Origin of the sequence: Arthrobacter sp. GMC3 (assembly GCF_002929305.1) — a bacterium.
Taxonomy (GTDB): Bacteria; Actinomycetota; Actinomycetes; order Actinomycetales; family Micrococcaceae; genus Specibacter.
In genome coordinates this window covers 97832-111224 of the sequence record NZ_PJIO01000009.1, presented here as the reverse complement: position 1 = coordinate 111224, position 13393 = coordinate 97832, and the positions used below count along the sequence as shown (strand labels likewise).

Sequence of the window (13393 nt, the reverse complement as noted above, 5' to 3'; positions counted from 1 at the left end):
CGTGGGCCCAAGTCCTTCGACGCATCATGAGATACGCTTATGCAACTTGTTGCGCAAAGGAGCGTTGAAATGTCTTCTGGTACCTATCCTCACCTGTTCGCCCCCCTGGATTTGGGCTTCACCACACTACCTAACCGCGTGTTGATGGGCTCAATGCACGTGGGTCTGGAGGAACGCCCGGGCGGTTTTGAGCGGATGGCCGCGTTTTATGCCGAGCGGGCCCGTGGCGGCGTTGGGCTGATGGTTACCGGCGGTATTTCTCCCAACGACGCCGGACGGCCCATGAAGGGTGGCGCCAAGATCAGCACGCCGCAGGAGGCAGCACAGCACGTGGTCATCACCGATGCCGTCCACGCCGCCGGTGCCAAGATCGCTTTGCAACTTCTCCACTTTGGGCGTTATGCCGCCCACGCAGAACTGGTGGCCCCCAGTGCCGTGCAGGCCCCGATCAGCCCCTTGGCCCCGCATCCCCTCAGTAGCGAGGAGGTGGAGCAAACCATCGAGGACTTTGCCTCCGCCGCACGTCTGGCCCAGGGCGCCGGGTACGACGGTGTGGAAATCATGGGCTCCGAGGGCTACCTCATCAATGAATTCGTGGCCCAGCGGACAAACCACCGCACCGATGAATGGGGCGGCTCGTACGAAAACCGGATGCGGTTCCCAGTGGAGATCGTGCGCCGCACCCGTGAACGCGTAGGCGCGAACTTCATCATCATTTACCGGCTCTCCATGCTTGACCTTGTGGAAGGCGGATCCACGCTAGCCGAGGTCATCCAACTGGCGCAGGCCGTTGAAAAGGCCGGCGCCACCATTATCAACACCGGCATTGGCTGGCACGAGGCCCGCATCCCCACCATTGCCACCTCGGTGCCGCGCGCCGGCTTTGCCTGGGTGACCAAAAAGGTCATGGGATCGGTGGGAATCCCGCTGATCGCGACGAACAGGATCAACACGCCCGACGTCGCAGAGCAGCTCTTGGCGGATGGCACCGCAGACATGGTCTCCATGGCGCGCCCCTTCCTTGCCGACCCGTTGTTCATGCGCAAGGCCCAGGACGGCCGAAGCGATGAAATCAACAGCTGCATCGCGTGCAACCAGGCCTGCCTTGATCACACTTTTGGCGGCAAAACTTCCTCGTGCCTAGTGAACCCGAGGGCCTGCCACGAGACCGAACTCATCATAGAGCCGGCCATGGCACCAAAGCGGCTTGCCGTGGTGGGTGCCGGACCCGCGGGGTTGGCTTTCGCCGTCACCGCTGCCGAGCGTGGGCACCACGTGACACTCTTTGAGTCGGCCGCCGAGATCGGTGGCCAGTTCAATCTTGCCAAGCAGATTCCGGGCAAGGAGGAATTCAACGAAACCATCAGATATTTCAACCGGCAGATCCAGCTCCGCGGCATCGAGCTGCGCCTGAACACCCGTGCCACTGCCCAGGCTCTGCTGGGTGAAGGCTTCGACGAAGTGGTGCTGTCCACGGGAGTGGTTCCGCGCACCCCGGAGTTCGACGGCGTCGAGCACCCCAGTGTGCTGAGCTATCTGGAAGTGTTGCGGGAGAAAAAGCCGGTGGGCGTCAACGTCGCCATTTTGGGTGCCGGTGGCATCGGCTTCGATGTGGCGGAGTACATCACCGCCCACGGCCCCAGCGCCACCCTGGTCGCCGAAAAGTTCTACCAGGAGTGGGGGATCGATCCCGCTTATCACGGTGCTGGCGGCCTGGCCGAGCCCAAACCCGTCGTGCCCGAACGTCGGGTGGCCCTGTTTCAACGCAAAGAAACAAAGGTGGGCGCCGGCCTGGGCAAGACGACGGGCTGGATTCATCGCACCGAGCTTAAATCCAAGGGCGTGCAGATGGTTCCGGGGGTGGAGTACCAAAGGATTGACGACGACGGACTCCACCTGCGCGTGAACGGCACCGACACTGTGGTGGCCGTGGACACCGTGATCCTGTGCACCGGCCAAGAACCCCAGCGCGAGCTGCAGGCAGCACTGGAAGCCGGTGGCGCCGTGGTCCATCTGATCGGTGGAGCCGATGTGGCGGCGGAACTGGACGCCAAGCGTGCCATCGACCAGGGCACCCGGCTGGCCGCAAGGATCTAGCCCATGTCACTGCCCCATGCACTGCTGACCTCACTCCTGGAAAAACCCTGCACCGGGGCGGAACTGGCCAGGCGCTTCGATAAGTCCATCGGCCATTTCTGGCACGCCACGCACCAACAGATTTACCGTGAACTGGGCAAGCTCGAAGAGCGGGGATTGATTGCCGCCCGCGGGCTGGCGACGGCGCGGGGGAGCCAACGGCACTTCGACGTGCTGGAGCAGGGGCGCACCGAATTGGAACGATGGAGCAGCCTGGAAGCGGACCCGCAGCCCATGCGCGCGGCGCTGATGGTGCGCCTTCGGGCAGCGGCAGTGCTGGGAACAGTGGATATGACCCATGAAATTGCTCGTCACCAGGTACTTCACCACACCGTGTTGGAGCAGTACCGGGATATCGAGGCGAGCGACTTTCCACCAGGAATAGCTGCCTCCACGGCGGATGAGCTGCGATTGGCCGTGCTGCGGGCGGGAATCGTTTTGGAGGAGGCCTGGCTTGCCTGGTGCCAGGAAACCCTCGCTGGCCACAAGGACTCCAAGGTGTAGCGGGGCTAAAAGACGCCGTCGGCGCTTTCCGGTCCGGGACCATGACGGGCAGGGGTGTTGGATGTATCAGGCAGGGGTCCGATCAGGTGGTTTTGCAACGTCGGGGCAAACCAGGCCACCAATTCATCGTGCGTGGCAGAAGTTAGCGGCTGTATCCGCAGCAGGTAGCGGGCCATCATCAGTCCCATGACCGTGCTGGCCGCCAGCGAACCACGAAGGGCGAGTTCGTCGTCGTTTCCCGGCAAACCGGCCAAAACCTGGCTCAGGACCCTTTTGAACAACACCGTTCGCACCAATGAGCTTTGGGGTGTGGAACCGGTGGCGCTGCGCAGCAAGGCCACCAGGGCTGGTTGTGCGGAGGAGTCCCACAGCGTCAGCAGGGCCCTCAGGAGGGCCTCGCCGCGTTCGGCGGCGGGTGTCTTGCTCGCATCTGCCAGTACCTCTCCGGGATCCGCCGGCAGTTCCACGCAGGCGTTGAAAAGCTCGTCCTTGCCTGAAAAGTAGTGGTGCACCAGAGCCGGGTCCACCCCGGCGTCGCGGGCAATCTCACGCAAGCTCGTCGCGGTGAAGCCGCGCTCGGCAAAAAGTTTGCGGGCGCTGGCCAGAATTAGCTCCCTTGAGGTGGAGCGTCCTTGACGGCGGCCGCGCACCGGTGGGGATTTCATCGGGGACTAGGCCGACCGGCGTCGTAAGGTCAGGGAAGCAAGGAGCAACACGGCGACAACGAAGGCGGCCACCACCACCAGATCCGTGACCAGATCACCGGTGACGTCGGCATGGGCGGCGATCTGCTGCAAACCGTCCACCGCGTAACTCAGGGGAAGTACATTGGCGATGGCCTGAAGGACGGTGTTCATTTCCGAGCGGGCCACAAAGAGCCCGCACAGCAGGATTTGGGGGATCACCACCACGGGCATGAACTGGACGGCCTGGAACTCGGTGGTGGCGAAGGCCGAACACAGCAGCCCCAGCGCGACGCCGAGAACTGCCGTCAGCACCGAAATCAGCACCACCCACCCACTGTTGCCTTTGAGGCTCATGCCGAATACCCAGTACGCCACGGCGTTCGCCACCAGCGCCTGCAAAGCGGCCATGATGGAAAACGCCAGTGCGTAGCCGAAGAGCAGGTCCCCCTTGTGAATGGGCGTCGTTAGCAGCCGCTCAAGGGTGCCGGAGGTGCGTTCGCGCAGCATGGTGATGGAGGTGATCAGGAACATCACCACGAACGGGAAAATGCCCAGCATCATCAGCCCCACGCGGTCAAAAGTGCGCGGCACACCCGGGGGCAGCGTCTCATTCTCGTACAGCCAGTAAACCAACGCCAGCAGCACGGCGGGTACCACCAAGATCAGGGCCACGCTGCGAGGGTCACCCCTGAGCTGTTGCAGTACCCGCACGCACGTGGCCCACATCATTTTCGCGTTCATGAGGTCCCCTCCCGACCGGCCGTGGTGTGGTGTTGTTGATCTGCCTGGATGAGCCGCAGGAACGCCAATTCAAGGTCCGCTGTGTTGCCTTGCTGGCGCAGCTGGTCCGGGGTGAGCTGGGCCAGCAACTTGCCTTCACGCAGCAACAGCAGCGAATCGCAGTGGCCGGCCTCCTCCATGACGTGGCTGGAAATGACCAGAGTAGTGCCGGCGGCGGCCATGGCCGCGAACTGGGTCCAGAGATCAGCGCGCAACACCGGATCCAGCCCTACCGTGGGCTCATCGAGGATTAGAAGTTTTGGTTTGGACACGAGTGCGCAAGCTAGGGATACCCGGCTGAACTGCCCTCCGGAGAGGTCTTGGGCCCGGCGTTTGGCAAAGTCTGTAAGTCCGACGGCGTTCACCGCCTCCAGCGCATCCGCCCGGCTTCGTCCGTGCATGGCCCCGAAATAGCGCACGTTATCCAGCACGCTCAGGTCCTTGTAGACGCTGGCAGCCTGGGTGACGTAGCCGACGTCGTGCCGCAAGGAGGCCTCGCCAGCCGGACGCCCCAGCACGTTCACCTGGCCCGCGGTGATTCTCTGAACTCCCACCAAGGCCCTGATTAGAGTGGTTTTCCCGCTTCCAGAGGGTCCCAACAGTCCCGTGATGCGGCCCTCGGGAATGCTGAAGGAGAGATCTCGGAGTACGTCCAGCTTTCCTCGGTGCACGGTTAACCCCGCGACGCTGACGCAGGGTACTGACGCCGAAATGGGGGCTGCCGGGGCAGGCGTGGTGGGCGGCAGGTGGGGGTCCGGCAGGGCTGCTCTGTGAGACACAAACGACTCCAAGGGAAAGAGGAATTCATCACGTGATGAATTAAAACTAGACCTATGGCCCGTTCGTGTCCACGGTTTCCTGCGGCAGCTGTTGGTGGCAACACCCGGACGGGAAATGCTTGAACTGCTGGGTTTATTCGCATAGCTTGGCAATGGACACGCCATCTGGTGTGCCACCCACGCATGTGGAACTTGTGAATGCCTATGAGAGGAATCGCGACATGGCAGTTTCGGTTAATTTGGCCAAAGCACTTGACAAGGAATTTGAAGACAAGCCGCTCAAGGACATCCTTGACGCATCACCGGCCGCTTTGGCGGGTATCACCGATGCAAAGGCTGCAGCCTTGAAAGAATTGCTGGGGATCAAGACCATCCGTGATCTGGGCAGCAACAAGTTCTTTGCCGTGGCAGGCGTTCTCGTGGCCCTGGAAGGCAAAGCCGGCTAGTCCCCACGCCCTCCCACGACTCGCAAGCTCGTCGCGGGTCCCTCGGGCGTGTGGGCCCACCACGTAGGGGTCTCAGGCGCCCCGGTTCTAGCCGCATTTGCTGGTGCCGGGGCGCCGCTCCTTTGCCTGAACCGGTAGATTAGTACATGCCCGCCTTTTGGTGGCGGGCGATTAACTGCTCAAGAAACGGAAACTTCGCGTGGCACTTCGCCTTTCCACCCTCTTCCTTCGCACATTGCGTGAGGATCCCGTCGACGCTGAAGTGGATAGCCACAAGCTGTTGCTGCGAGCTGGCTACATCCGACGCGCCGCACCGGGCATCTACACCTGGCTCCCGCTGGGCTTGCGCGTGCTGCGCAAAGTGGAGGCCATTGTGCGCGAGGAAATGGACGCGATGGGCGCCCAGGAAGTTCACTTCCCGGCCCTGCTGCCCAAGGAACCCTACGAAGTCACCAACCGCTGGCTTGAATATGGCGACGGCATTTTCCGCCTCCAGGACCGTAAGGGCGCCGACTACTTGTTGGCACCTACCCACGAGGAAATGTTCACGCTCCTGGTCAAGGACCTGTACTCCTCGTACAAGGACCTGCCCTTGAGTCTCTACCAAATCCAGAACAAGTACCGCGACGAGGCCCGCCCCCGCGCAGGCCTGCTCCGTGGCCGCGAGTTCATCATGAAGGACTCCTATTCCTTCGACATTGACGACGCCGGACTGGACGCCAGCTACCTGGCCCACCGCGCAACCTACCTGCGCATTTTCGAGCGCCTCGGCCTGGAAATCATTCCGGTGGCGGCAACCGCCGGCGCCATGGGTGGTTCCAGGAGCGAAGAATTCTTGCACCCCATGGCCATCGGCGAGGACACCTTCGTGCGCTCCGCCGGCGGCTACGCGGCCAACGTTGAGGCCGTCACCACCGTGGTCCCCGACGACATCGATTTCACCAACGCGCCCGCCGCCATCGTGCGGGATACCCCGGACACCCCCACCATCGACACCTTGGTGGCCGCAGCCAATGAGATGGCACCCCGCGCCGAAGGTCCCTGGACCGCTGCGGACACGCTCAAGAACGTGGTTCTGGCCATCGACTTGCCCACCGGTGAACGCCAGATCGTCGTCATTGGCGTCCCCGGTGACCGTGCCGTGGACTTGAAGCGCATCGAAGCAAACATCGGCGCCCACCTCGAAGTAGGCGGTGAAGTTGGTGTGGAAGCTGCCGGAGAAGCGGACTTGAAGAAGAACGCAGGGCTCATCAAGGGCTACATCGGCCCGGGCCTGACCCTGGACGCTGCCGTGCTCGGCGCCGAAAGCACCACCAAGCTGCTGTACCTTGTCGACCCGCGCGTCGTCGCCGGCACCACCTGGATCACCGGCGCCAACGAGGCCGGCAAGCACGTGTTCGGCCTCGTGGCCGGCCGCGACTTCGCCTGGGACGGCACCATCGAGGCCGTTGAGGTCCGCGAAGGCGATCCCGCCCCCGACGGTTCCGGCCCCTTGGAAACTGCACGCGGAATCGAAATGGGGCACATTTTCGCCCTCGGCACCAAGTACGCCGAAGCCCTGGGCCTGAAAGTCCTGGACAAGAACGGCAAGCTTGCCGTTGTCACGATGGGCTCCTACGGCATCGGCGTCACCCGCGCCGTTGCGGCACTTGCCGAGTCCAACCACGACGACAAGGGCCTGATCTGGCCCGCAAACGTTGCACCCGCCCACGTCCACGTGGTGGCAGTGGGCCGCGGCGAGGAAATCTTCGACGCGGCCGCACAGCTGACCGCAGATCTGGAGAAAGCCGGACTGGAGGTCATCTACGATGACCGCCCCAAGGTTTCCCCCGGTGTGAAGTTCGGCGACGCCGAGCTCATCGGAGTTCCCACCATCCTGGCCGTGGGCCGCGGACTGGTGGACGGCGTCGTGGAAATCAAGGACCGCGCCACCGGCGTGGCCGAGAACGTTCCTGTCGCCGAAGCAGTTCAGTACATCCTCGACAAGCAGTAGCCGTCAGGCCGCTCGTCCTCGTTGACTGCGGTACAGGACCCGGCATTTTTCCGGCGACTATCCGACGCCACGGCCGCGGGCGGCCTTTGGCGTCTCCTTTACGTCGCCTACAAAAAATGCTGGATCCTGTACCTCATGGGTCCGTCGCGGGGCTGCGCCCCTCCGCCAACGTTTCGTTGAGGTGAACATGATTTCCGGTTTTGAAGACATCACTACGGCGACGATCCTGCTCATTATTGTGGCCGGGTTTGCTGCTGGCTGGATCGACGCCGTGGTGGGCGGGGGAGGGCTGCTGCAGCTGCCCGTGGTGCTCATGATCCCAGGCATCTCCCCGGTGCAGGCCTTGGCCACCAACAAGATGGGCTCCATCTTCGGCACAGCCACCAGCTCGCTCACGTACTACAAGCGCGTCAAACCGGACTTGCGCACGGCACTGCCCATGGCCGCCGTCGCCTTGTTAGGCAGCCTGGGCGGGGCCGTGGTCGCTACCATTTTGCCTGGCTCCGTCTTCAAACCCATCATCGTCATCGCCCTGGTGGTCGTGCTGATCTTCACAGCCTTCAAACCCAACATTGGTGAGCTGACGGCCCTGCGCCATTCCGGACACAGGCACTACGTAGTTGCCGTCTGCATTGGCGGGGCAATCGGCTTCTACGACGGTTTGATCGGCCCCGGGACGGGTTCCTTTTTGGTCATAGCGCTCGTCAGCCTCATGGGATATGCGTTCCTAGAGGCCAGCGCCAAGGCCAAAATCGTCAACCTAGCCACTAACGCGGGGGCACTGATGTTCTTCGCACCGCACGGCTCGGTCCTGTGGGGCGTGGGGTTGGTGCTTGGCGGGGCAAACATGGCAGGCGGTTACCTCGGTGCCCGAACGGCTGTGAAACAAGGCAACAAGTTCATCCGCGTCGTGTTTCTGGTGGTTGTCACGGTCCTGATCATCAAGCTTGGTGCCGACGTCTGGAACGAGAACGTCCTCGGCGCCTGATATCTGTGTGGAAGGTCGCGGGGATCAGTCCAACATTTTCAGATCATGTGCGGCCGGCAACCCTGGCATGGTCCGCCCGGCCATAGTGCTGGCCACCCACAGCGAACGCTGGGCATCGCCAAGGTGCCCGGGCGTCTCCAAGTACCACAGTGCGTTCTCCACCTCGCGCACCACAGCCCATTCGGCCGCGATTGACTCATCCAGCCCGGCGGCGGCGCAAAGACTTCCGGCACGACGCCGGAGCCCGGCCTCGGCATCTCGGGCGGGCAGGTCCCGGAGTCGGTTCCAAAGACACGGGGCCACTGCGAATTCTGCGTCGCCAATCTGCGCCTGTGGGTCAATGGCGAGGTACCCGGTTCCGTCCAGGGTGGCCAGAACGTTCAGGTAGTGCAGGTCAGTGTGGACCAGAACATCGTTGGCGCGACGGCGCGAAACTGCACCTCGCGTCTGGCACACCTCAAGGGCTGCCTCCAGCAACCAGCGCGGAAACGGCTGGTTGAGGTCCTCCCAGCGGGCCGGAAGGTCATCGGAATATTGTTCAGCGGTCGCGGCAACGTGCGGGATCTGGTCCCAGCCCTCACGGATGTCCGGGGCGATGCTCAGGCGGCGAACGGTGCTGCCCCACACCTCAATTGCGTCATCCATCTCAACCGTGAGGAGGGATTTTTCCGCATCGAGACGTTCGATGACCATGGAGCAACTGCTGGTGTCGTGCTCGAGGATTCGCACCATGCCGTGGCCGTTCCACAATGTCAGGGCCACCGGCTCCAACAGGGCCTCCTCAAAGGGGAAGGCGATCTTCAGGGCGGCGGCGTCCCGGGACGCTGTGCGCACGGGAATCACGATTCCGGTATGGCCATTCCACGGCTGGACCCCGGCTGGCAAGTCCACGGCTAGGTTCCACCGGGTGAGGGCAGCGACTATCAGATCCGGCAGGTCAGACAGCCAGGCCCGGCCTTCCCTTGTCCGGGAATGCCGTGCGCGCAGATCCTCGGGGATTTTCACTGTGGTCGGCATACCAGCAAGTTTATCCGCTAGCCCACCAGGCCACTGGCACCGAGCAGATTGCCTATGGCGAACGTTGCAGCCAGGGCCATGGCCCCGCCGACCACCACCCGGGTGGCCGCGCGAAGCCTGGAACCGCCGCCGATACCTGCGGCGATCCAGCCCGTGATACCCAGCGCGATCAAGACCACCACAAAGGTGACAGGGACTCGGATGGACTCGGGCGGGAGCAAGATGGCAAGCATGGGCAGGATCGCACCCAAAGTGAAAGCGATGGCGGAGGCGAACGCCGCGTGCCAGGGACTGACGACGTCGTCCTCGTCGAGGTTCATTTCCGCGGCCAGGTGGGCGCTCAAGGCATCGTGGTCGGTGAGTTCGGCGGCAACCTGTTCGGCCGTTTGGCGGGAAAGTCCCTTGTCCTCGTAGATTCGGGCCAGGGTAGCCAGGGATTTAGCGGGTTCCTGGTTAAGCTGGCGGCGTTTTTGGGCAATCATGTGTTTTTGGCTGTCGCTTTGACTGCTGACGGAGACGTATTCGCCCAAGGCCATGGAGATGGCACCGCCCACCAATGCCGCCATCCCGGCGGTGAGAATAGGTCCCGAGCTGGCTGTGGCACCCGCAACGCCCACCACCACTGCGGCGACCGAGACTATCCCGTCGTTGGCACCTAAAACGCCCGCGCGCAGCCAATTCAGGCGCTGTGCAATGGACCCGGAACGTGGCAGATCCGGTTCGGTCAATACTTCTTGAGTGGTAGCCATACATGAAGCAAAGCACCATCGGATTTCCGCTGCCAGCAAGGTGAGGATGTCCTCGTTGAGGCTAGGCTGGGCTTATTTCTACCCCGGGGTGCTGGTGTCTGGGACCGGATTGACCGGCCTAGGGTGCGCTGCTTGCCGGGCCGGTTGCTGGCGAGCTGGGTGCCGTGCCGGAAATACCCGGCAGGGGAGCGGAAGTGCCGCCCCAGAACTGCTGATTAATGGCAGAGCCGAGTAGCCACTTGACTGACAATTCGCGTAGCGCCGAGGCGTTCGCGGTGTAGGCGGATTCCTTGGTTCCGGCAACCCCCGTTTCCGCTGCCGCATCCTGATGCGGCTTGCTCAATGCGGCCGTGTCGCCGTAAAGCACGGTGAGCTGGCCCTCCAAATCTGAGAGCGCCTTTTTCGGGGTGGCGGTGAACGCAGAATCCAGCACAAATCCGGGGACGGGAGCCACCTGTGGCAAGCAGCGCAAGGCAAGTTCGCGATTCAACAGCTCAAGACGTAGTTGGTGTCCGGCCAAAAGCTGCTTTGACTTGCTGAAGGTCGGCTCGGCTAGGCGCGTCGTGGACACCTGGTAGGCGAAGATGGCCTTCAGTTCACCCTCTGCGGCAGCGATGAGGGCCGCATCGGAGCTGACCCCCGGCTGTGGTTTCAAAAGCGTGTTGCACACAGGAACCGACGGCAAATCGTTGTCAGTCGTCTCGGACAGGAAGGGTGAGCTGGGTGCCGGTAGTCCGTTGGCCAGGCTGAGGGCGGTTGCCTGCAGCAGCTGACCGGTGCCAGCCGAGGCAAAGACCCTGCCCATGGAACCCTCCGCAGTCACGGCGGCACCAAGGAGTACGTTGGCGTTTGCGGCCAGGGCTGTGGCTAAGCCCTGTGTAGTTGCAACAGGTGCGGGGCTGGCTGATGGACTTGGCGCGGTGGATTCGTTGGGCAAGCCGTTGGCCAGCGCTGCGATCTGGATCTCCAAGGCGGTCACTGTCGATGTCAGCAACGCCCGGGAGTCGTCGTTCGTTGCGGAATTGGACAGTTCCTGGGCGGTAACTAGCAGCGCCTTCGACTCCGCCCACACCTGTTGGCGTGTAGTTTCGGTGGCACTGGGTCCGTCCACGGGAGCGTGCTGGCCTGTGACCACGGTTCCCAGACCGAGGACCACGGCAGCGATGGCGACAAAGAGGAGGCCGCCGCGAAGGTATGCCCACAACTTGTTACGCTTCTTTGACGGTTTCCCCGGCTGGAGTACCGGCAGGGGCGCTGGGGTCGTCTGGGGAACGGGGGCGGCCGGGATAGCCGTCCGTCGGGCCGGTACGACGGCGTCGAGTGCTTTTTGTTCCGCAAGGCGCCGTTCACGGCGGGAGACGGGAGAGGATTCGACGGCAAGGCCCGGAGTAACTTCTTCCGGAGCAACAATTGTTGTTGGTGCCGGTTCCAGATCCGGCTCTGTTGCGGGGGAGTCAACGCTTGGTGCCTGCTCCGGAACGTCCCCGGCCTCAGGGTCAATAGCGGCAACGGCCGTCAGCGCTTCGGGGGCCGGCGCCTCAGCCACGGGCTCAATTTCTACGACTGCTGAGGCGTCGGGCAGCTGCGCCTTAATGGACTCGGGTTCTGCAACGGCGTCAAGCTCAACATCCGCAGCGGCTTCGGGTGCAGCTGACTCCGCTTCAATTGCAGGCTCGGTGCCAGTTCCAAGTGCGTCCTCTATTTCAGGTGCCGGAATCGAGGGCGCATCATCTTTAGGAGTTGCTTCGGCCGGCGAGGGTGCCTTCGGAACGGAGTCGAGCTGCTGCTCGGACACTGAGGGTGATTCGGGCTCGGTGGCAGTCTCTGGCGCCGCCGGACTCTGGTCTACGGCGTCGGAAGCAGCCGGAGAAGCGGCTTCAACGGGTGCCTGGGTCTCGGCCTCGGGCTCTGAGTCAGGCTGGACGTCGGGCTCCGCAACAACCTGTTCAGTGTCCTCGGGCTCTGAGTCAGGCTGGTCGCCGGGCTCCGCAACAACCTCTTCAGCGTCCACAGGCTCCGCATCAGCTGGGGGCGCCGAGATCGGCGAAACTTGGGGTTCCACCACAACGTCGGCAGCCTCGGCATCAGCTGCCTGTGGCTCGGCGGGGGACTGGTTCTCAAGCTCTTGGGCGTCGTCGGGCTTGGACGCAACCTCTGTAGCCTCCGAGGAGTCCGCCGAAACAGCGGCGTCCTTGGCCTCCGCAGGTGCCTCGTCCTGTTCCTGCTGAGCGGACTCGCCTTCCGTGGTTGCTTCGGCGACGCCGTCGGCGCTTGGCGCGGTGTCAGTGGCAGCGACAGGAGCGACATCATCAGTTGCCTGGGGGAGGGGCTTGCCGTCGGAGCCAAAAATCAGTAGCGCGGGGGCCGCTGAGGCTGCCTTGGACGGCGCCCCGGCGGGCAGTGACACCCGTCGGCTGCCTGTGCGACGTGGTTTGGCCGAACCGGTCGGGGGCACGACGATGCCGTCGGCGGGAATGTCAGCGGAAGGCACGGCCGAGGAACTCGAATTAGTCACAACTGTTGATGATCTCACGTTCATCGACGCCAATGCACCCCGAGAGGCTCTGTTTGCCCCCATTTGTGGGCCTAATGCGTTCTTACTCACAGCAAAAACGTTCAGCGGCAGGCGGGGAAACTCGGTAGTCTATATGTTTACAACATCATTTAAGGGAGGCGGGCGTTCAATGACCAAGCCGGATAGGCCCAAAGCGGCCCAAAGCTCGGGGAACTTTCACCAGCTCGTCGACCCCATCGCGGAAGCGCAGCGGCTTCATGCCATGCTGGCGCCCACCGTAGAGGCGGCCGGTTTATACCTTGAAGATGTCAAAGTCCAGATGGCAGGGGCACACCGCACCGTTTCAGTAGTGGTGGACCTGCCGGAGACTGAAGTCGGCGGCGTCGGACTTGACGCAATTTCGCAAGTCTCCAAGGCGCTCTCGGAAACCATGGATGCTGACCCCCGCGACAACGGGCAGGCCTACGACCTGGAAATTTCCTCCCCAGGGGCCACCCGCCCGCTCACAGAACCCCGCCACTGGCGGCGTGCCCTGGGACGCATGGTGAAGGTCAATGTCATTGACCGGGACAACCTGATGGGGCGCATCCTGGCGGTAGAGGATGACGGAGTTCAGCTTCTACCGGAACTGCCAGTAAAAAAGGGCATGAAAGCCAAACAAGGCGAACCCGAAAAATTGCTGTTTACAACCATTCGCCGCGGCGTAGTGGAGATTGAATTTGCTCGCCTGGATGAGGCCGAGCTTGATTTGGAATTTGAGGCGGCCGGCGGCGACGCGGCCGATGGAGAGGAAAGCTGAC

The 13393-nt window shown here is 62.9% G+C and carries 12 protein-coding genes; 6 read left to right on the top strand and 6 right to left on the bottom strand.

Going from position 1 to position 13393, the window contains the following annotated elements; all coding sequences use genetic code 11:
• The first annotated feature begins 69 nt into the window (after positions 1-69).
• Together CXQ94_RS15115 and CXQ94_RS15110 are read left to right on the top strand one after the other, a co-directional pair.
• A complete protein-coding gene (locus CXQ94_RS15115) occupies positions 70-2097 on the top strand; it encodes an FAD-dependent oxidoreductase (protein ID WP_104091406.1) in 2028 nt (675 codons plus the stop codon).
• A gap of 3 nt (positions 2098-2100) precedes the next feature.
• Positions 2101-2640 (top strand): PadR family transcriptional regulator, encoded by a 540-nt coding sequence (locus CXQ94_RS15110; protein ID WP_104091405.1) that lies wholly within the window; start codon positions 2101-2103, stop codon positions 2638-2640.
• Positions 2641-2645: 5 nt separating this feature from the next.
• Here CXQ94_RS15110 and CXQ94_RS15105 read toward each other — a convergent pair whose 3' ends face one another.
• The 3 genes from CXQ94_RS15105 to CXQ94_RS15095 are packed head-to-tail and all read right to left on the bottom strand — an operon-like array spanning position 2646 to position 4819.
• Positions 2646-3305, bottom strand: a complete 660-nt coding sequence (locus CXQ94_RS15105; protein ID WP_104091404.1) for a TetR family transcriptional regulator — start codon at positions 3303-3305, stop codon at positions 2646-2648.
• A 6-nt stretch (positions 3306-3311) separates the two neighbouring features.
• Positions 3312-4067: an ABC transporter permease gene (locus tag CXQ94_RS15100; protein ID WP_181034242.1), complete on the bottom strand. Its 756-nt coding sequence runs from the start codon at positions 4065-4067 to the stop codon at positions 3312-3314.
• Positions 4064-4819 carry an ABC transporter ATP-binding protein gene (locus CXQ94_RS15095; protein WP_258067120.1) on the bottom strand — a complete coding sequence of 252 codons (756 nt, stop codon included), beginning with the start codon at positions 4817-4819 and terminating at the stop codon, positions 4064-4066. Before CXQ94_RS15095 ends, CXQ94_RS15100 begins: the two co-directional genes overlap by 4 nt.
• A 287-nt stretch (positions 4820-5106) precedes the next feature.
• Between CXQ94_RS15095 and CXQ94_RS15090 the strand changes: the two genes are divergently transcribed.
• The 3 genes from CXQ94_RS15090 to CXQ94_RS15080 all read left to right on the top strand — a co-directional run bounded on the left by CXQ94_RS15090 (position 5107) and on the right by CXQ94_RS15080 (position 8312).
• Positions 5107-5331: a hypothetical protein gene (locus CXQ94_RS15090; RefSeq protein ID WP_104091401.1), complete on the top strand. Its 225-nt coding sequence runs from the start codon at positions 5107-5109 to the stop codon at positions 5329-5331.
• A 199-nt stretch (positions 5332-5530) separates the two neighbouring features.
• Positions 5531-7324: a proline--tRNA ligase gene (locus tag CXQ94_RS15085; RefSeq protein ID WP_104091400.1), complete on the top strand. Its 1794-nt coding sequence runs from the start codon at positions 5531-5533 to the stop codon at positions 7322-7324.
• A 187-nt stretch (positions 7325-7511) separates the two neighbouring features.
• Positions 7512-8312 carry a TSUP family transporter gene (locus CXQ94_RS15080; RefSeq protein WP_104091399.1) on the top strand — a complete coding sequence of 267 codons (801 nt, stop codon included), beginning with the start codon at positions 7512-7514 and terminating at the stop codon, positions 8310-8312.
• Between the two features lie 24 nt (positions 8313-8336).
• Here CXQ94_RS15080 and CXQ94_RS15075 read toward each other — a convergent pair whose 3' ends face one another.
• The 3 genes from CXQ94_RS15075 to CXQ94_RS15065 form a co-directional block, all read right to left on the bottom strand.
• Positions 8337-9329 carry an aminoglycoside phosphotransferase family protein gene (locus CXQ94_RS15075; RefSeq protein WP_104091398.1) on the bottom strand — a complete coding sequence of 331 codons (993 nt, stop codon included), beginning with the start codon at positions 9327-9329 and terminating at the stop codon, positions 8337-8339.
• Positions 9330-9346: 17 nt separating this feature from the next.
• On the bottom strand, positions 9347-10078 hold the full coding sequence (locus CXQ94_RS15070) for a VIT family protein (RefSeq protein ID WP_104091397.1): 732 nt from the start codon (positions 10076-10078) through the stop codon (positions 9347-9349).
• Positions 10079-10196: 118 nt separating this feature from the next.
• Complete coding sequence (locus tag CXQ94_RS15065) at positions 10197-12593, bottom strand: DUF4439 domain-containing protein (protein WP_181034241.1); 2397 nt, start codon at positions 12591-12593, stop codon at positions 10197-10199.
• Between the two features lie 169 nt (positions 12594-12762).
• Between CXQ94_RS15065 and rimP the strand changes: the two genes are divergently transcribed.
• On the top strand, positions 12763-13392 hold the full coding sequence (gene rimP, locus CXQ94_RS15060) for a ribosome maturation factor RimP (RefSeq protein ID WP_104091395.1): 630 nt from the start codon (positions 12763-12765) through the stop codon (positions 13390-13392).
• Position 13393 lies beyond the last annotated feature (1 nt).